We start from the raw sequence: 16,018 nt of genomic DNA on the forward strand, positions 1-16,018 counted from the left end.
AGCTGCGACCGTCACCAGCCTCGACGCGGGCCTGCGCAGCGACGTGGGCCGCATTGAGAAGAACGAATTCCGGGGGAAACTGACTTGCTTAGCGTGATCGCCGCCGTTTTCATCGTTGCGTATGCTGCCATCGCGCTCGAACACCCGCTCGGCATCAACAAGAGCGCTACGGCGCTCCTGGGAGCGGGCCTGCTCTGGACCATCTACGCGCTGTCCGTCGGCGACGCCTCGCTCGTCAACCACCAGCTCGACGAATCCGTCGCCTCGACGGCGCAGATCGTCTTCTTCCTGATCGGCGCCATGACGATCGTCGAGGTGATCGACGCCCACAACGGCTTCGAAGTCATCACCTCGGTCATCCGCACCACGAAGCAGACCACGCTGATGTGGATCATCGGCTTCGTGACGTTCTTCCTGAGCGCGATCCTCGACAACCTCACGACCACCATCGTGATGGTCTCGCTGGTTCAGAAGCTGATCGGCAACAGGAGCGACCGCCTGCTGTTCGCTTCCCTGATCGTCATCGCCGCCAATGCGGGGGGCGCCTGGACCGTCATCGGCGACGTCACGACGACGATGCTCTGGATCGGAGGGCAGATCTCGCCTGTCAGCATCATGGGAGCGGTATTCCTGCCGTCTCTGCTCAACCTGCTGATACCGCTGCTCATCATTGGCTACTCCGTCAAAGGGAAGGACATCGTCCCGCCGCTGCAACGAGAAGCGCAGGCTCTCAAGGTCGAGCTGTTCGAGCGCAATCTGATGTTCTATCTCGGCCTCGGCACACTGGTCGCCGTCCCGGTTTTCAAGGCCGTGACGCACCTCGCACCCTTCATCGGGATCTTGTTCGGGCTGGGCATCCTTTGGCTGGTCGGCGAGATCGTTCATCGCCACAAGGACGAGGATGCGCGTCGCCCCCTCACCCTCGTCCATGCGCTGACGCGCATCGACATGAGTTCCATCGTGTTCTTCGTCGGCATTCTCCTGGCCGTCGCCTGCCTGGAGCACGCCCGCGTGCTGGAGCTGCTGGCCAAATGGTTCGATACCACGGTCGGCCGTCTCGACATCATCGTCATCCTGCTCGGCCTGTTGAGCGCCATCATCGACAACGTGCCGCTCGTCGCGGCGACGATGGGCATGTACAATCTGGTGCAATACCCGCCGGACAGCTTCATCTGGGAATTCATCGCCTATTGCGCCGGCACCGGCGGCTCGATCCTGATCATCGGCTCGGCGGCCGGCGTCGCCGCGATGGGGCTCGAGAAGATCGAATTCTTCTGGTACGCCCGCCGGATCGCAGGTCCCGCGCTTGTGGGATATCTTGCGGGTGCACTGGTCTACATTGCGCAGCACTCGCTGCTTCATTGATCCCTCGCGACCGGCCGTTCGGCACTGCCGGTTCCGGTAGAGGCGTTTCTTAATCATCCGTTAACGTAATTCTTTAGCTCCTTAAGTCACCTCTTAAGGATTTCTTGCCAGAGATAGACAATGCAGAAGGCCCGCGTCCGGCGTGGGCAGGAATCGTGTTGCTTGATGAGTAACCCCGCTGAAAAGCCCGAGGTTGTGCAGCTTCCGGCCGAGCCGGTGAGCGCTCCATCGGCTAGCAGCCGCAGGGCTGCGGCGCAGCGGGTGCGCGAGGCGCGCGACAAGTTAACCTCGACCAGCGGAACCCGGCCGGCCTTCGACGCCGAGATGCTGCGCCAATATGCCCAGACGCGGCTGTCGGCTTCCTATGTCGTGATGCTGCTGGTGGTCGCCACCGGCGTGCTGTTCGGGCTCTGGATGCAGCCGATTCCGGCCGCGGCCTGGACCGCGGGCATGCTCTGCATCCACAGCGCGATGATCCGCAGCTGCCGGCGGTTCCTGACTGAGGCCACATCTCCGGCCGCGACGCGCGCATGGCGAACGCGTTTCGTCGTGCTCGACCTGCTCTATGGCCTGTGCTGGATGGCGATCCTGATCCACCCCGTGCTCGACATGGTCACGGAAACACTGATGATGTTCCTGATGCTGCTGGTGATCGCGGTATCGAGCATGCTGGCTGCCAATCTGCCGATCGCCGCCGTTGCCGCCACCGCGCCGGTCGCGGTCGCAATGGCCCTGAGCTTCGTGATGACCGGCTCACTGGACAATTACATTCTGGCGGCACTCGCGGTCGCGGCCGAAGGCTATTTCGTCCTGCTGGCCCACCGCCTGCACTCCTCGACCTTCGCCACGCTCGAGGCACGCGCCGAGAAGGACGCACTGATCGGCGAGCTCGAACAGGCCAAGGCAATCTCGGACGAAGCACGTCACCGCGCCGAATCCGCCAATGTCGCCAAGTCACGCTTCCTCGCGCAGATGAGCCACGAGCTGCGCACGCCGCTGAACGCCATCCTCGGTTTCTCCGAGGTGATGAAGAGCGAGATTTTTGGCGCACATGCGGTGCCGGTCTACAAGGAGTACTCGGCGGACATCCATAATTCCGGCGTGCACCTGCTCAACCTCATCAACGAGATCCTCGATTTGTCGCGGATCGAGGCCGGCCGCTACGAACTCAACGAGGAAGCGGTGTCGTTGGTCGGCATCGTCGCCGACTGCCATCATTTGATGAAGCTGCGCGCCTCGAGCCGCGGCATCACCATCCACGAAGTGTTCGAGCAGGCCATGCCGCGGCTCTGGGCCGACGAGCGCGCGATCCGCCAGGTCGTGCTCAACCTGCTCTCCAACTCGATCAAGTTCACGCCGCAGGGCGGAGAGATCTGGCTCAAGGCGGGATGGACCGCTTCGGGTGGACAATATCTATCGGTGAAGGATTCCGGCTCCGGAATCCCCGAGGACGAGATCCCGGTCGTGCTCGCCTCGTTCGGCCAGGGCTCCAACTCGATCAAATCGGCCGAACAGGGCGCAGGCCTCGGCCTGCCCATCGCCAAGAATCTGATCGACCTGCATGGCGGCACGTTCACGCTGAAATCGAAGCTGCGCATCGGCACCGAGGTGATCGTCACCTTCCCGCCGGAGCGCGTGATGAGCGCGCTGGCGCCGCTGTCGGATGATTCTCCGCCGCTGCAGCCCGAGAGTTCGCTCGTTCCCGACGAGAAGCGCCGGCCGCGCCACAAGCCGATCATGAGCGCAGGCACGGGCTCTTAACGAGATGCTTGCAGACATGCCCGACGATCCCTCACAATGTCCGTATGAGCAAAGAAACGCCGTGCGTCGCCGTCTGTATGATCGATCCCAAGACCAAGCTTTGCTTCGGCTGCGGCCGGACTTTGCCGGAGATCGCGCGCTGGCACGCCATGGACAGCGCGGAGCGGCTGAAGGTCATGGCGCTGTTGCCGGCGCGGATGGATCAGGCAGGACTCGCACCGATCGCGACTTCGCCGAAACGTACCTGATCGGCTCGCGCGCATCTGGAGGCGCGCAATGACCCGCTTCCTGCTCGTACTCATCATGCTCGCCGGCACCGCAGGTGCGGTCGTCGCCTATGGCGATCCCGACCAGATCGCGCGCGCCAGCCACAGGGTCTCGCACATCTTCCGCGCGCAGACCGCCGCCCCGGCCCCCGCCGTGCATATCCCGCGCGGCCAGGGTGGCGAGTTCGCACTGCGTGCGAAGATCAACGGCGTCACCGCGCCGATGGTGATCGATACAGGTGCGACCTCCGTGGTGCTGACCTGGGAAACCGCGAAAGCGATCGGACTGCCGCTCGAGATGCTCGAATACGACGTCGACCTGGAGACCGCGGGTGGCCACACCAAGGCGGCGCGGCTCACGCTCGACCGTCTCGCGGTCGGCAAGCTGGTCGAGAAGTCGGTGCCGGCCCTGGTCGTGCAACGTGGCCAGATGAAGACCAATCTGCTCGGCATGAGCTTCCTCGACCGCCTGGAAAGCTGGGGCGTGCGCGCGGACACGCTGATGCTGACAGGTTATCCGGAGCTCCAGAAGGGCCCCCGCCGCTCGCGCATCGCGATCGACTAGACGAGCTACGCTGCCTCCGCTGGCGCAGGTGCACCGATACGCGCGATCGCCTCGCGCAGCACGTCGAGACCGGCGCCCGGCTTCACCCCATGCTCGGCAAGATGGCGGCGGAAGGCGCGCGCGCCGGGAACGGCGTGGAATGCGCCGACGAAATGCCGCGTGATCGCGTGCAGCCGGGTGCCGCGCGCGAGCTGCTGTTCGATGTAGGGCATCATCGCCTCGAGCGCGTCCTGCATGGACGCGTGCGGCGCCGCCTCGCCGAAGATATCGGTATCGACGCTGAGCAGCCGCCACGGCTCCTGATAGGCGGCGCGGCCGAGCATCACACCGTCGACTTGGGCAAGATGCGCCTTCGCATCGTCAATGCCCGGGATGCCGCCATTGATGATGACGGGCACACCAGGCATTGCGCGTTTGAGCCGATAGACGCGATCATAGTCGAGCGGCGGGATGTCGCGGTTCTCCTTCGGCGAAAGGCCGTTGAGCCAGGCTTTGCGAGCATGCACGATCAGCGCATCGCTGCCGGACGCCACCACCGCGCGCGCGAGCGTATCGAGCGCCACTTCAGGGTCCTGGTCGTCGATCCCGATACGGCACTTCACCGTGACGGGAACCGCGACCGCGCGCTTCATGGCGTCGACGCACCTCGCCACCCGTTCCGGCTCTGCCATGAGGCAGGCGCCGAAACGGCCGTCCTTCACGCGATCGGACGGGCAGCCGACATTGAGATTGATCTCGTCATAACCGAACGCCTCACCGATCCGCGCAGCCAGCGCGAGCTCGTGCGGGTCCGACCCGCCAAGCTGAAGCGCCACCGGATGCTCGCACGCGTCGAACCCAAGCAGCCGCTCCCGATCGCCATGAATAATGGCGCCCGTGGTCAGCATCTCCGTATAAAGCAGCGCCCGCCGCGTCAGTTGACGGTGGAACACCCGGCAATGCCGATCGGTCCAGTCCATCATAGGCGCCACGGAAAAGCGATAGTTTTGCGATTTCAATTGGTTATAGAATCCTCTATGCACTCACCCCGGTTATACTATTTCCGCGACAATAGTATAGCCGCCGGACGTGCACATAACCGCCTGCCGTCGATAACCAATTGCTGCGCGTTGAACCCATCATGTTGGAACGACGATCCAAAGGGCAGTGTCGGTTTGCGACGAACCGGATTTCGACACCTCGGCGCCCAATGCAAACGCGACGAAAGCCGCTTACTCGCTCCGGCAAATAGGCCCCCAAACAGGTCATCTCGACAATCGCGCCTTCGAATCTTCGGCTGCAAGACAAAGCACGCTGCAGGCCTCAAGTGCGACAGGGATCTCGGCGGTACGCGATGACTTCGCTCCGATCCATCATGGGCCAGTTTGAGCTAGCGAGGTCGAATGCAAGGCAAACGCCAATACGTTTTGCTACAACTGTACCCCACGCGTGAGTGCACCGTCGACGACAAGATTTGTGCCCGTGATGAAGCTCGCCGCGCGGCTGGCGAGAAACACCACGGCGTTAGCCATTTCCTGCGGCGTTCCCATCCGCCCCATCGGGTTGAGGGCTAATGCGGTCTTGTAGAGCTCGGGATTGTTGTCCTTGATCATGTTCCAGACCCCACCCTCGAAATAGGTGTTGCCAGGCGAGACCGAATTGGCGCGGATGCCCTTCGCCGCGAGCTGATTGGCGAGCCCTTGCGTGTAATGGATGATCGCCGCCTTGAATGTGCCGTAGGGACCAGCCGCGAAATCGACCTCGCGCCCGGAGACGCTGGAGATGGTGACGATCGCGCCGGCCTTGCTCTTCTCCAGATACGGCATGGCCCCGTTCACCAGCCGCACCGTGCCCATCATGTCTGTCGAGAACTCCTTTTGCCAACTTTCGTCGTCCTGTCCGATCGCGAGTGCGCTGACATTGGCGACGACGACGTCGATGCCGCCAAGCCTTGCCGCCATATCGCCGACCCAGGCATTCAGGACGGCCGCGTCGGCGACGTCGACCGCACCACCATAGGCTGCGACGCCCTTGGCCTTGAGCGCAGCCACCGTGCTTTCGACCTCGGCCAGATTGCGCGAGCACACACCGACATCGGCGCCCTCGGCGACGAATGTCTCGGCGATCGCGCGGCCAATCCCCTTGGTACTTCCGGTGACGAGAACCTTGGCGCCCTTCAGTCCCAAATCCATGGTCGGCTTCCTTTTCTTGGTTTCTTGGTTCAGTAATTGATCGCAGCCACTTTGACCAATCCGCGATAGCTGTGCGGCATGCGCATCGACACCAGATCCTTTCGCCGCACGACATTCGTCGGATAGACGCTGTCGAGATTGGTGGTGTCGACCAGCGCCGTAGCAAGCCCCGTGCCGCCGGCCGCGATCGCCTCCTGCCGCGGGAATGCGAACGTGTCAGGGCCGAATACGCCGCTCAGCCCAGGATAGCCGCGTTCTGGATCGACGACATTGGCGAAAGCGAAGAACAAGTTATTCTCGCCGGCGCGAACGCGGAAATGATGCCAGTGGTGCGGATCCGGGCCGGTTGGAATCGGCTTCGGCTGCTCGACCTGCGTGCCGGGATGCGACGAACTGAAGCGTCCCTTGATCGCGGCAGGACACGCGACGAGATCGCAGCCGCGAAGCGCCAGCACCCGGCCCACCTCCGGAAACGACGCATCGTGACCGATCAACAGCCCGATGCGGCCGATTGGCGTGTCGACAACGGTCCAGCCGTCACCGGCGGTCGCCCAGCTTCGCTCGTCGGCGGTGAGATGCGTCTTGCGATAGACCGAGATGTCCCCATCCGGCGTGATGAGGCAAGCGCTGTTGTAGACCAGATCGCCGTCACGTTCGGCGAGGCCGTAGACAAGATAGAGGTCGAGCTCCTCTGCAAGCCTGCCAAGGCTGTCAGTCGCCGGCCCCGGAATCGGTTGTGCCCTTCTTGCAGGATCGGCAAGGCCCGTCAGGGCGAGTTCCGGGAAGACGACGAGCTCCGCGCCTTCGGCGCGGGCCTTGCGGGTGAGCACCGAGATTTTCTCATGATTCTGGCTGATGTCATCGCCGGGCGCAAATTGCGCGACACTGACGCGCGAAACCTTGCCGGTCGGCCAGGGCTCGTGGCCATAGAGGCCGAAAAAGTCGCGCGGATTCCAGCTGAACGTGTCGGTAAGCAACTCCGGATAGAGCTCCGGCCGGCGCTGCACGAAGACGGCTTCCCCAAGCACGCGGCGGGCGCGTGCGGCGTCGAGATCGATCTCCGACAGCAGCACCCCGTCGCCTTTGTCGAGCACAGCCGTCACATGCCCGTCCGGCGCGATCACGCAGCTCCCGCCACTGAACTGCACCGTGCGTTCGAGCCCCCATCGATTGCTCTCGATGACGTAGCAGCCGTTCTCGAAGGCGCGGCTGATCCAGTAAGGCGCCGGCGTACGCTCCGCCAGCCAGTTCGAGATGTGGCAGATAACATCCGCGCCGCCCAGCGCCATCAGCCGCGCGGTTTCGACGAAATGAATGTCCATGCAGATAAGCAGCGCGATCCGTCCGATCGGCGTCTCGAACACCTGATTATGCAGATCGCCCGCCGCAGCCCATTTCGGCTCAGAAATGTAGGGGTGGGTCTTGCGGTGGCGACCGATGATGCCGTCGGGCCCGATCAGGACGGCGCTGTTGAAGTAGATGCCGTCCTCGTCGACCTCGGGCATGCCGACGACCATGTAGCAATCATATTTGCGCGCCAGCGCCACAAAGCGATTTGTTGTCGGTCCGGGGATCGTCTCGACGAACGGCGCGACCTCGGCCCGGTCGAACCAACAATAACCCGTCGTTCCCATTTCTGGTGTGACGATGAGTCTTGCACCGGCCGCCGCCGCCTGCTCGCAGAGCTCGACCAGGCGCGCGACGTTGCGTTCCTTCTCGAACATGATCGGCTCGAACTGGACGGCGGCGACCTTGTGAATGATGGGCATTCCGATCGGCCTCAACCGAGATAGGACTTCTTGATGGAGGCGCCCAACGTGTATTTGGGATCGACCATGTTGCCGAGCCTGACACGGCCGGCCTGGGTCAGCAGCATATAGGCGTCGATCTCGTCGAAGCCGTAGTCGGCCGCCATCCAGCGGCAGAGCTCGCGATAGGCGATGCGGGCTGCATCTTCCATCGGGCGCGCCGAACCAATCGTCATGATGAAGTCCCTGGTCTCGAGCCGCGGCCAGGCGATGGTCCAGTTCTTGATGAGATCGACCTGAACCGTGGTCACGGTCGGATGCTCAATGGCGACGCCGCAGAGCTCGCCATCGCCCTGCGCCGCATGGCAGTCGCCGAGATAGAGCAAGGCCCCCTTGGTGTTGACGGGCAGGTAGATGATGGCCCCGACACCGACGTCGGGAAGATCCATGTTGCCGCCGTAGTAGTCCGGGACCAGCGAAGATATCGCCTCGATCTCCGGCGAGGTGCCGATGGTGCCGATGAACGGCTCATAGGGCAGCGTGATCTTGTCGTTCCATTTGGTTCCGGTCTTGGCGTCGATCTCGAGCTTCTTGACCCGCTCCGGCAGCGCCGGGTTGAGCAGCGCCGTGTTGCCCGTACTGACCAAGCCACCGAATTCCGGCATGATCACCGTGGTGCCACGCGGCTGCGGCCCGCGCGGCACTATGCTCTCGATATAGATCGCGAGCGTATCGCCCTTCTCGGCGCCGTTGACGTGGATCGGCCCGTTCTGCGGATTGAGGAACGGGAAGTTGAGCATCTTTGACGGGCTGTCGGTCTCCTTCTTGATGGCGCCCTCGAACGCATCATGGGTCTCTGCCGAGACGACGGCGCCGGGATCGACGGTCAGCACCGGCTTCACATAGGGGCCGTAGACATAGTGGTACTTGCCCTGCTCGCTCTCCGTGATGGTGTGCGTCGTGCCGCGCTCGCCCTTGGCGACGCCCTTGCGGGCCATGATGGAGTCTTTCTGCCAGGACATTTGCTTTTCTCCTTCTGTCGTTGGCTAGTCTTCAAACCGCAAGATGACGGCGCATCTCGGCCGCATCGTCGAGCGCCGTGCGATCGAGGTTCGCGACGATGCGTCCCTTGTCCATGACGTAGCAACGCTGCGCCATGGCGCGGATCATGTCGAGATTCTGCTCGACCAGGATGATGGTCACCCCGGTCCTATGGTTGAGCTCGACCATGTTGCGCGCAATGTCCTGGACGATGTTGGGCTGGATGCCCTCCGAGGGCTCGTCGAGCAGGACGAGGTTGGGATCGGCGATCAGTACCCGGCCGATCGCGAGCTGCTGCTGCTGGCCGCCGGACATGGTGCCGGCGCGCTGATGCCAGCGCTCTTCGAGGATCGGAAAAGCCTCGACGATCTTGCGCCGGCCCGCTTCGGGAATGCCGCCGCCCCTGATCGCTGCGCCGACCGCGACGTTCTCGCCGACGGTCAGCCGCGGAAACACGTCGCGCCCCTGCGGCACATAGCCCATGCCGAGGCGCGCCCGCTTGTGCGCTGGCAGAGATTCGACGGCCTCGCCGCGATAGACGATCGAGCCGCTCATCGCCGGCACGAGCCCGATCAGGCTCTTCATCAGCGTGGACTTGCCGACGCCGTTGCGGCCGATGACGGCAACGATCTCGCCTTCGCGCACCTCGATCTCGAGGCCCTGGAGCACCGGCTTGCCGCCATAGCCGGCGCGCAGAGCCAGCGTCGACAGGATCACTTCCTTGCGCGGCTGATCAAACATGAGCCTGCCCGAGATAGATCGCCGCCACGCGTTCGTCGGCCACGATCTCGTCGATCGAGCCTTGTGCAAACACCTGGCCCAGATGCAGCACGGTAACGCGTTGAGCCACCTGGCGAACGAAGGCCATGTCGTGCTCGATCGCCAGCACCGTCATGCCGTCGGCATTGAGCCGCTGCACCATCTCGCCAGTCATGTGGGTTTCCTCGGGCGACATGCCGGCGGTGGGCTCGTCCAGCAGCAGAAGGCGCGGCTTCAGGCTGATCGCCATGCCGATCTCGAGCCATTGCTTCTGACCATGGCTGAGATTGCCGGCAATCTGCGCTTGCTCCGACTCCAGTCCGAGGAAGCTCAGCAGCCGACCGATCTCCGCTTCGAGCTCCGCACCGCGATGCCGGCTCTGCAGGGCGATCTCGAGATTCTGGCGGACCGACAGGCCCTTGAACACACCAGGCACCTGGAACTTAACCGAGAGACCGCGATGAATCCGCGCAAAGGATTTGAGCGACGTGATGTTCTCTCCGGCGAAGAGAATGTCACCGCTGCCGGGATGATGTTCGCCGAGGATCAGGCGGAATAGCGTGCTCTTGCCGGCGCCATTCGGGCCGATCAGGCAATGGATCTCGCCGGCCAGCAGCGTGAGATCCACGGAATTGGTGACGTGCAGACCACCGAAATGCTTGTTCAGCTTGCGCAGTTCGAGCAGCGACATCAGCCGGCCCTCTGCGTGAGGCGGGCGGCGATGCGGCCGAGCCAGTTCATCACCCCAAGCACGAGACCGTTCGGGGCGATCAGGACCGTGAGCACCAGCAGCACGCCCATGAAGACCAGCGCGTACTGGCTGCCGTAGATCGTGAGCGCCTGGAACGCGGCGAGCACCACCAGCGTGCCGATCACGGTCGACGTCAGGTCGCTGCGCCCGCCGACTGCGACCCATATCAGCGGCAGCGCCGCGGCCGTCATGCCCATGCTCGACGGCGTGATGTACTGCCCCCACACCGTGTACAGCACGCCGGACAGACCCGCGAGCGCGGCGCCGATGACGAATGTGATGAGCTGGTACTTGCGCACGTCGTAGCCCAGCATCTCGGCCCTTTCAGGGTTCTCGCGGATCGCGACGATGACGTTGCCAAACGACGAATTCATCAGGATACGCAAGGCCAGATAGACAAAGACCAGAAGGCCCAGCACGAGGTAGTAGAGACCGACATCGGCGAACAGCACGATGGGCTCGCCCGGCCAGGGGATGGTCAGAGGCGGCATCGCGCTCATGCCGTTGAAGCCGTTGAGCCGCGCAGCTCCGATGTGCCATTCCGGCCCCGCGGTCTGTGCCATGAAGCGTTCCAGCATCAAGGTGACGGCAAGCGTGACGATGCCGAGGAAGACGCCGGCGATGCGGCCGAAGAACATGAAGTAGCCGAGCAGGACCGCGAACAGCGCGGCGATCGCCACCGCCGCGATCAGCGCCACCAGCGTGAAGCCGTAGGCCGAGCCGAAATTGATGGTGAGGATGCCGTAGCCATAGCCTGCGATCCCGAAGAAGGCGGTCTGGCCGAACGAGAGCGAGCCGCCATAGCCCCAGATCAGGCAGAGGCTGAGCGCGATGAACACCCAGACGAAGAAATAGACGGTATTGCCGACCGTGTAGCCGTCGCTGAACAGCGGATAAGCGAGTACGACGGCGAGCACGAGTGCGAACAGGCCCCAGAAGGCCGGACCGCGACCAGCGGTCTGCGGGCCTTCGAGACGACGGAACATTGCGAGAAGATTGGTCACGACGCCATCACTCCGTCAGGTGCGCTCGCGCAGCACGAAGCCGGAGATACCTTTCGGCAGCACCCGGACCACGATGATGACGGCGACCAGCAGGCCGATCTGGCCGAACAGCTGCCCCTGCCAGGACGTCATCGCCGATTTCACCACCGCGAGTACGCCACCCGCAGGCGCCGTGCCGAGGAAGACGTCCGCGCCACCGATCACGACGGTAACGAAGGCCTCCATGATGAAGGTCGCGCCCATGGTCGGCACCAGCGTCATGGTCGGCGCGTAGAGCCCGCCGGCAAGGCCGGCGAGCCCTGCCCCGCAGGCGAAGGTGAGGCTGTAGATCAGGCGCGTGTCGACGCCGAGCGCGGCCGCCATATGCGGCACCTGGATGGTGGCGCGTGCCAGCACGCCGAAGCGCGTCCAGTTGAACAGCGCATAGAGCCCCGCCAGCACACCGAGCGCGGCACAGAACAGCACGATGCGATAGATCGAATAGGAGTAGTCGCCGACCTGAAAGCTGCCGAACGGCGTGCCGACGCCTGCCATCGTCGAGCCCACCATGATCAGCGTGCCCTGCGTCGCAATCAAGCTGAGCCCCCAGGTCGCGACGATGGTATCGAGCGGCCGGTCGTAGAGATGACGGATCACCGCGAGCTCCACCACGACGCCGACCAGCGCCGAGACGAGAGTGCCGGCAAGTATTCCCAGTGGTAGCGGCAGGCCGGCATGCACAGTCGCGGCCGTGACGTAGGCGCCGCACATGATGAACTCGCCATGGGCAAGATTGATCACGCCCATCATGCCGAAGATCACCGCGAGCCCGCAGGCCGAAAGCACCAGAAACGCGAAGGCGTCGCCGAATTGATAGAGCGCCGAGAATACGTGGGTCGCGATGTCCATGAATCAACCAGGAAGTGGGAGGATGCGGCGTTGCCGTCGCAGATATCCGTAATCGCCCCGGCGCGCCGCGAGCGCCGGAGCGATCAGCCGCCGGTCAGGGTTTCGGCGGCGGATTCGACGGCGTGTACTGGGCCATCGGATCCTTCTTGGTGAGATCGCAGCCGGCTTCACCGAGCCAGTACGGCTTGATGTCCTCCCAGGTCTTCGGGAACGAGATCGAGTGATCGGCACCGACTTTGGCGAGATAGATCGTGTGCGACATGTGCTGGCTCTTAGGGTCGATGCAGACCTTGCCTTCCGGCGCGTCCATGCAGACGTCGCCGAGCGCGATCACCTTGCGGATCTCCTCGCGCTTGGTCGACTTCGCGCGCTCCACCATCTGCTTGTAGAGATAGACGGCAAGATAGGAGTTTTCGGCCTCCTGGTTCACATAAGGCTCGCTCGGGAACTTCGCCTTGAACTTGGCGTAGAATTCCTTGCTCTTGGGCGAGTCGATCTCTTCGATGTAGTTGGTGGTGACGAACATGTCCTTCAGGCTCGGCGGCTTGAAGCGCTTGTGCTCGTAACCCTGCCCGACGTTCACCGAGGACGCCATCGGCAGGTTGACGTTGGCGGAGGCGGCCTGCTCGTAATAGGAGGCCTGCGCGGTGCCGACCAGCAGCGTGACCACGAAGTCCGGCTTCGCCTTCTGGATGTTCTGGATGCTCTGGGAGAACTGCGAGACACCGAGCGGGATGAACTCCTCGCCGGCCATCTTGCCGCCGTTCTCCTTGACGATCTTGCGCACCCATTCCGCCGAGATCTGGCCAAAATTGTAGTCGGCTGCGAGCGTGTAGACGTTCTTGCCGTACTTCTCCATCATGTACGGAATGAGCGTGGAGAACTGTTGCTCAGGCACCGCGCCTGTCACGATCATATGACCGTCGCAGACGCCACCCTCGTACTGGTTGTTGTAGAAGGCAAAACCGTTGAACTGGTCGACGATCGGGCGGTACGCCTCGCGCGAGGCCGAGGAGAAGCCCGCGAACACGACGTCGACCTTGTCGCGCTGGAGCACGCGCCGCATGAACTCCTGGTAGCGGGTGTTGTCGGACTGGGTGTCGTAGGCAACGAGCTCCAGCGGCCGGCCCATGATGCCGCCTGCCTTGTTGATCTCGTCGGCGGCGAACTGGATGGCGTGAACCTTGCCGATCGTCGCCGCGGCGAAGTCGCCAGACTGATCCTCCAGAACGCCGAGCTTGATCGGGTTTTCCGCCGCGAGCGCCAATTGTGATCCAAGGGATGATCCGAGGACAAGCGTCCCCGTGAGGGCTGCGGCGCGCAGCCCCCGCAATACAGACTTGCTCATTTTGCTTCTCCTAGATGGCCTGCTTCTTACCGCCTTGCAGCGTAATGCCGGTCGTGCGGCCGGACGTGTCGGGCGGCTTCGCCCGCTTGCTCAGAAACTCCTCGCAATAGAGTTCCATGTTCTGCCGCGCGCGCATGCTGTCGCGGCGGAGCTGGGAATAGGCACCTTCCTCGTCGAGGCCATCCTGCTGCATTAGCAGGATGACCGCCCGGATCACCGCCCGGCGGCCGCGGCGGCGCTCCTCGAGGCCTTGCAGGCGCTCATACATTTCGGCGCGCAGCAGGAACTGGTTGATGCCCATGAACAGGGACGTGTAGACCGCACCGCCATGCACCGGTTTGCGCAGAAACGAGGTGGCACCGAGATTGACCAGCGCCTTCAGCCGGCTGGGCGCTTCGACGCCGACGAGACCGACCACCGGAACCGGCGGCAGCCGCGAAGCCGGGTTGACCTCGATCGCGACCGCGCCTTCGAGATCGCCGTCGACGAACAGGATGTCGCGATCGGCCTGAAGGCCAACAACGTCGATCTGGGCCTGGCCGTCGATGATTTCAGGGTATTCAGTGGAGACGCCGAGCTTGGCCAGCGTGGTTTCGAGCGTGCTCTCCCATCCCCCTCGCCGGGTGACTACGATGGCACGGCCGCCCTTGAAGTTCTGTAACAGTCGGGAGCTCATGATTGCACCACCTTCAACAGCGGAGAGCGCATCGCGCTGGCGAAGCGCGGCGACGACTGGACGAGATATGGATCGGGCGCGATCGGCTCGCGCGATTCCAGCAGCACTTCGAACTGCCCGTGGGCCGCCGAGCGGCCGATCCGCGGCGTGAGCCAGGCGTGAAAGGTCTGCCGGTCGATGCGGACCTCCCCTTGCGGCGCGCGCAGCCGTTGGTCGGCGACCGCGGCCCGCACCGTGCGAGCGTCGTCGCTGCCGGCCTGCGATAAGGCCGCTGCGAGCAGCTTGACGGCGATGTAGGAAGCTTCGGCATCGGCCGACGACACCGGCCCCTCCGGAAAGGATCGCGTATAGGCTGCGATGAAGGCGGCATTTTCAGGGGAGTTCAGCGACGAGAAATAGACGCTCGACGACAAATGTCCATCGACCGCATCAGGGCCGATCTCCGGCAACTCAGGCTCCGAAAGCGTGCAGCTGGCAACCGGGATTTCCGCAGCCTGATCGATGCCACGCGCGCGACAGGCGGCGCGGAACGCGCGAAAGAAGGCGTAGGCGCTGGTGCCAATCAAGTTATTGAAGACGAAGTCGGGCCGCTGGTCGATGATCGCCGCGATCACCTGGTCGACCTCCGTATCGCCGACCGAGAGATAGCGCTCGGCGAGCACGGTGCCGCCACGCGCGGCGAGCGCCTCGCGGAAGATGCGGTTGTTCTCCCACGCCCAGATGTAGTTGGAGCCGACGCAGAAGGCGCGCTTGCCGACGCGCGTGGCGAGATAGTCAACCAGCGGGAGGACGTGCTGATTTGGCGCGGCCCCCGTATAGACGACGTTGTCGGAGCTCTCGAAACCTTCGTAGTGCGACGGATACCAGAGCATGCCGTCGAACTTCTCGAAGCAGGGAATGACCTCCTTCCGGCTCGAGGAGGTGTAGCAGCCGACGACGTGACGGATCCCGGAGTTGAGCAGGTCGCGGCTGAGCGAGCGGTACCGGGCGAGATCGCCGGTGGGATCGACCACGACCGGCTCAAGCGCAATCGTGTCGGAGCCGGCGTTCATCTCATTGAACGCGAGCAGCGCTCCATTGAGCATCGAACGTGCGACGACGCTGTACGACCCCGTGGTCGAGAACATCACACCGATACGATATCGCGTCCGCGCCATCACTCGATCCAAAACAAAAAAGCGCCCGCCGGCTGTTAAGCCGAGGGCGCCCTCGCCGCCAACCGAACACGCGAGATGCGCGTGGTGTTGGAAATGATTTGAACTCGTCGCGTTGACGGGCCGAGCTGCCCAACGCTTAGACGACACGGTCGTTGAGATCGAAAGCGAAGTCAAGCGCGTTATTGCAGCGCAGACTGCTGTAATTCATATCGCCATGCAGCAAATCTGTGCAGCGCCATTGCGCCCGATCAGATCAGCTCGGCATGCCGCAAGCCGAGAACGCCGCCTGCACCTTCGTCTCGCAGACCGACGACATTAGCGGTCAGCGTATCGCGCTCTCGCCGCGCCTCGGTCTCGATGTCGCGATTGATGACGTCGTCGCGAATGGGCTAGCTTCCTCTGATTGAAGCGGGTCCGGCTGCGTCGCCATGACCGCGACGCTACGTGCGCTAGCATGGATTTTGCATAAATTCTGGGCGATATGGACGCCGCATGAACCTGATCAGTCTCGACATCCG

At 63.5% G+C, this 16,018-nt stretch carries 16 protein-coding genes; 5 read left to right on the forward strand and 11 right to left on the reverse strand.

Annotation, left to right across the window (positions count from 1 at the left end; genetic code table 11):
• The first annotated feature begins 84 nt into the window (after nt 1-84).
• From nhaD to BLV07_RS20255, 4 genes are all read left to right on the forward strand, one after another.
• A complete protein-coding gene (gene nhaD / locus BLV07_RS20240; RefSeq protein WP_091888778.1) occupies nt 85-1,365 on the forward strand; it encodes a sodium:proton antiporter NhaD in 1,281 nt (426 codons plus the stop codon).
• Between the two features lie 165 nt (nt 1,366-1,530).
• Nucleotides 1,531-3,126, forward strand: coding sequence for a sensor histidine kinase (locus BLV07_RS20245; protein WP_176945652.1), 1,596 nt, complete (start codon nt 1,531-1,533; stop codon nt 3,124-3,126).
• A 44-nt stretch (nt 3,127-3,170) separates the two neighbouring features.
• Nucleotides 3,171-3,374: a DUF1289 domain-containing protein gene (locus BLV07_RS20250; protein WP_091888782.1), complete on the forward strand. Its 204-nt coding sequence runs from the start codon at nt 3,171-3,173 to the stop codon at nt 3,372-3,374.
• A gap of 28 nt (nt 3,375-3,402) precedes the next feature.
• The gene (locus BLV07_RS20255; RefSeq protein ID WP_091888784.1) at nt 3,403-3,957 is read left to right on the forward strand and encodes a TIGR02281 family clan AA aspartic protease; all 555 of its coding nucleotides are present in this window, start codon (nt 3,403-3,405) and stop codon (nt 3,955-3,957) included.
• A gap of 5 nt (nt 3,958-3,962) precedes the next feature.
• On the opposite strand, the gene dusA is transcribed toward BLV07_RS20255, so the two are convergent.
• The 11 genes from dusA to BLV07_RS20310 all read right to left on the reverse strand — a co-directional run bounded on the left by dusA (nt 3,963) and on the right by BLV07_RS20310 (nt 15,500).
• Nucleotides 3,963-4,955 carry a tRNA dihydrouridine(20/20a) synthase DusA gene (gene dusA, locus BLV07_RS20260; RefSeq protein WP_091888786.1) on the reverse strand — a complete coding sequence of 331 codons (993 nt, stop codon included), beginning with the start codon at nt 4,953-4,955 and terminating at the stop codon, nt 3,963-3,965.
• A gap of 411 nt (nt 4,956-5,366) precedes the next feature.
• On the reverse strand, nt 5,367-6,128 hold the full coding sequence (locus BLV07_RS20265; protein WP_091888788.1) for an SDR family NAD(P)-dependent oxidoreductase: 762 nt from the start codon (nt 6,126-6,128) through the stop codon (nt 5,367-5,369).
• A gap of 29 nt (nt 6,129-6,157) precedes the next feature.
• Nucleotides 6,158-7,897, reverse strand: coding sequence for a nitrilase-related carbon-nitrogen hydrolase (locus BLV07_RS20270; protein WP_091888790.1), 1,740 nt, complete (start codon nt 7,895-7,897; stop codon nt 6,158-6,160).
• 11 nt (nt 7,898-7,908) lie between these two features.
• The gene (locus tag BLV07_RS20275) at nt 7,909-8,898 is read right to left on the reverse strand and encodes an acetamidase/formamidase family protein (RefSeq protein WP_091888792.1); all 990 of its coding nucleotides are present in this window, start codon (nt 8,896-8,898) and stop codon (nt 7,909-7,911) included.
• Nucleotides 8,899-8,929: 31 nt separating this feature from the next.
• Nucleotides 8,930-9,658 (reverse strand): ABC transporter ATP-binding protein, encoded by a 729-nt coding sequence (locus BLV07_RS20280; protein WP_091888794.1) that lies wholly within the window; start codon nt 9,656-9,658, stop codon nt 8,930-8,932.
• Entirely contained in the window at nt 9,651-10,367 is a 717-nt protein-coding gene (locus BLV07_RS20285) for an ABC transporter ATP-binding protein (protein ID WP_091888796.1), read from the reverse strand. Before BLV07_RS20285 ends, BLV07_RS20280 begins: the two co-directional genes overlap by 8 nt.
• Nucleotides 10,367-11,413, reverse strand: coding sequence for a branched-chain amino acid ABC transporter permease (locus tag BLV07_RS20290; protein ID WP_502690167.1), 1,047 nt, complete (start codon nt 11,411-11,413; stop codon nt 10,367-10,369). The genes BLV07_RS20285 and BLV07_RS20290 overlap by 1 nt, the downstream gene beginning before the upstream one ends.
• Before the next feature lie 33 nt (nt 11,414-11,446).
• The gene (locus BLV07_RS20295) at nt 11,447-12,319 is read right to left on the reverse strand and encodes an ABC transporter permease subunit (RefSeq protein WP_091888800.1); all 873 of its coding nucleotides are present in this window, start codon (nt 12,317-12,319) and stop codon (nt 11,447-11,449) included.
• Between the two features lie 94 nt (nt 12,320-12,413).
• Nucleotides 12,414-13,667 carry an urea ABC transporter substrate-binding protein gene (locus BLV07_RS20300; RefSeq protein ID WP_091888802.1) on the reverse strand — a complete coding sequence of 418 codons (1,254 nt, stop codon included), beginning with the start codon at nt 13,665-13,667 and terminating at the stop codon, nt 12,414-12,416.
• Between the two features lie 10 nt (nt 13,668-13,677).
• Nucleotides 13,678-14,343 (reverse strand): ANTAR domain-containing response regulator, encoded by a 666-nt coding sequence (locus BLV07_RS20305; protein ID WP_091888804.1) that lies wholly within the window; start codon nt 14,341-14,343, stop codon nt 13,678-13,680.
• A complete protein-coding gene (locus BLV07_RS20310; protein WP_091888806.1) occupies nt 14,340-15,500 on the reverse strand; it encodes a transporter substrate-binding domain-containing protein in 1,161 nt (386 codons plus the stop codon). Before BLV07_RS20310 ends, BLV07_RS20305 begins: the two co-directional genes overlap by 4 nt.
• Before the next feature lie 263 nt (nt 15,501-15,763).
• Here BLV07_RS20310 and BLV07_RS47665 point away from each other — a divergent pair, with 263 nt between their 5' ends.
• The gene (locus BLV07_RS47665) at nt 15,764-15,907 is read left to right on the forward strand and encodes a hypothetical protein (protein ID WP_176945635.1); all 144 of its coding nucleotides are present in this window, start codon (nt 15,764-15,766) and stop codon (nt 15,905-15,907) included.
• The last annotated feature ends 111 nt before the right edge of the window (nt 15,908-16,018 follow it).

The sequence above is a fragment of the Bradyrhizobium sp. Rc2d genome (assembly GCF_900099855.1).
Taxonomy (GTDB): domain Bacteria; phylum Pseudomonadota; class Alphaproteobacteria; order Rhizobiales; family Xanthobacteraceae; genus Bradyrhizobium.

What these genes read in the sequence shown, in the direction of transcription:
- BLV07_RS20245 (WP_176945652.1), top strand. Translation starts at nt 1,531, where the DNA reads ATGAGTAACCCCGCTGAAAAGCCCGAGGTTGTGCAGCTTCCGGCCGAG.
- BLV07_RS20250 (WP_091888782.1), top strand. Translation starts at nt 3,171, where the DNA reads ATGAGCAAAGAAACGCCGTGCGTCGCCGTCTGTATGATCGATCCCAAG.
- BLV07_RS20255 (WP_091888784.1), top strand. Translation starts at nt 3,403, where the DNA reads ATGACCCGCTTCCTGCTCGTACTCATCATGCTCGCCGGCACCGCAGGT.
- BLV07_RS20265 (WP_091888788.1), bottom strand. Translation starts at nt 6,128, where the DNA reads ATGGATTTGGGACTGAAGGGCGCCAAGGTTCTCGTCACCGGAAGTACC.
- BLV07_RS20270 (WP_091888790.1), bottom strand. Translation starts at nt 7,897, where the DNA reads ATGCCCATCATTCACAAGGTCGCCGCCGTCCAGTTCGAGCCGATCATG.
- BLV07_RS20275 (WP_091888792.1), bottom strand. Translation starts at nt 8,898, where the DNA reads ATGTCCTGGCAGAAAGACTCCATCATGGCCCGCAAGGGCGTCGCCAAG.
- BLV07_RS20280 (WP_091888794.1), bottom strand. Translation starts at nt 9,658, where the DNA reads ATGTTTGATCAGCCGCGCAAGGAAGTGATCCTGTCGACGCTGGCTCTG.
- BLV07_RS20285 (WP_091888796.1), bottom strand. Translation starts at nt 10,367, where the DNA reads ATGTCGCTGCTCGAACTGCGCAAGCTGAACAAGCATTTCGGTGGTCTG.
- BLV07_RS20290 (WP_502690167.1), bottom strand. Translation starts at nt 11,413, where the DNA reads ATGTTCCGTCGTCTCGAAGGCCCGCAGACCGCTGGTCGCGGTCCGGCC.
- BLV07_RS20295 (WP_091888800.1), bottom strand. Translation starts at nt 12,319, where the DNA reads ATGGACATCGCGACCCACGTATTCTCGGCGCTCTATCAATTCGGCGAC.
- BLV07_RS20300 (WP_091888802.1), bottom strand. Translation starts at nt 13,667, where the DNA reads ATGAGCAAGTCTGTATTGCGGGGGCTGCGCGCCGCAGCCCTCACGGGG.
- BLV07_RS20305 (WP_091888804.1), bottom strand. Translation starts at nt 14,343, where the DNA reads ATGAGCTCCCGACTGTTACAGAACTTCAAGGGCGGCCGTGCCATCGTA.
- BLV07_RS20310 (WP_091888806.1), bottom strand. Translation starts at nt 15,500, where the DNA reads ATGGCGCGGACGCGATATCGTATCGGTGTGATGTTCTCGACCACGGGG.
- BLV07_RS47665 (WP_176945635.1), top strand. Translation starts at nt 15,764, where the DNA reads ATGCCGCAAGCCGAGAACGCCGCCTGCACCTTCGTCTCGCAGACCGAC.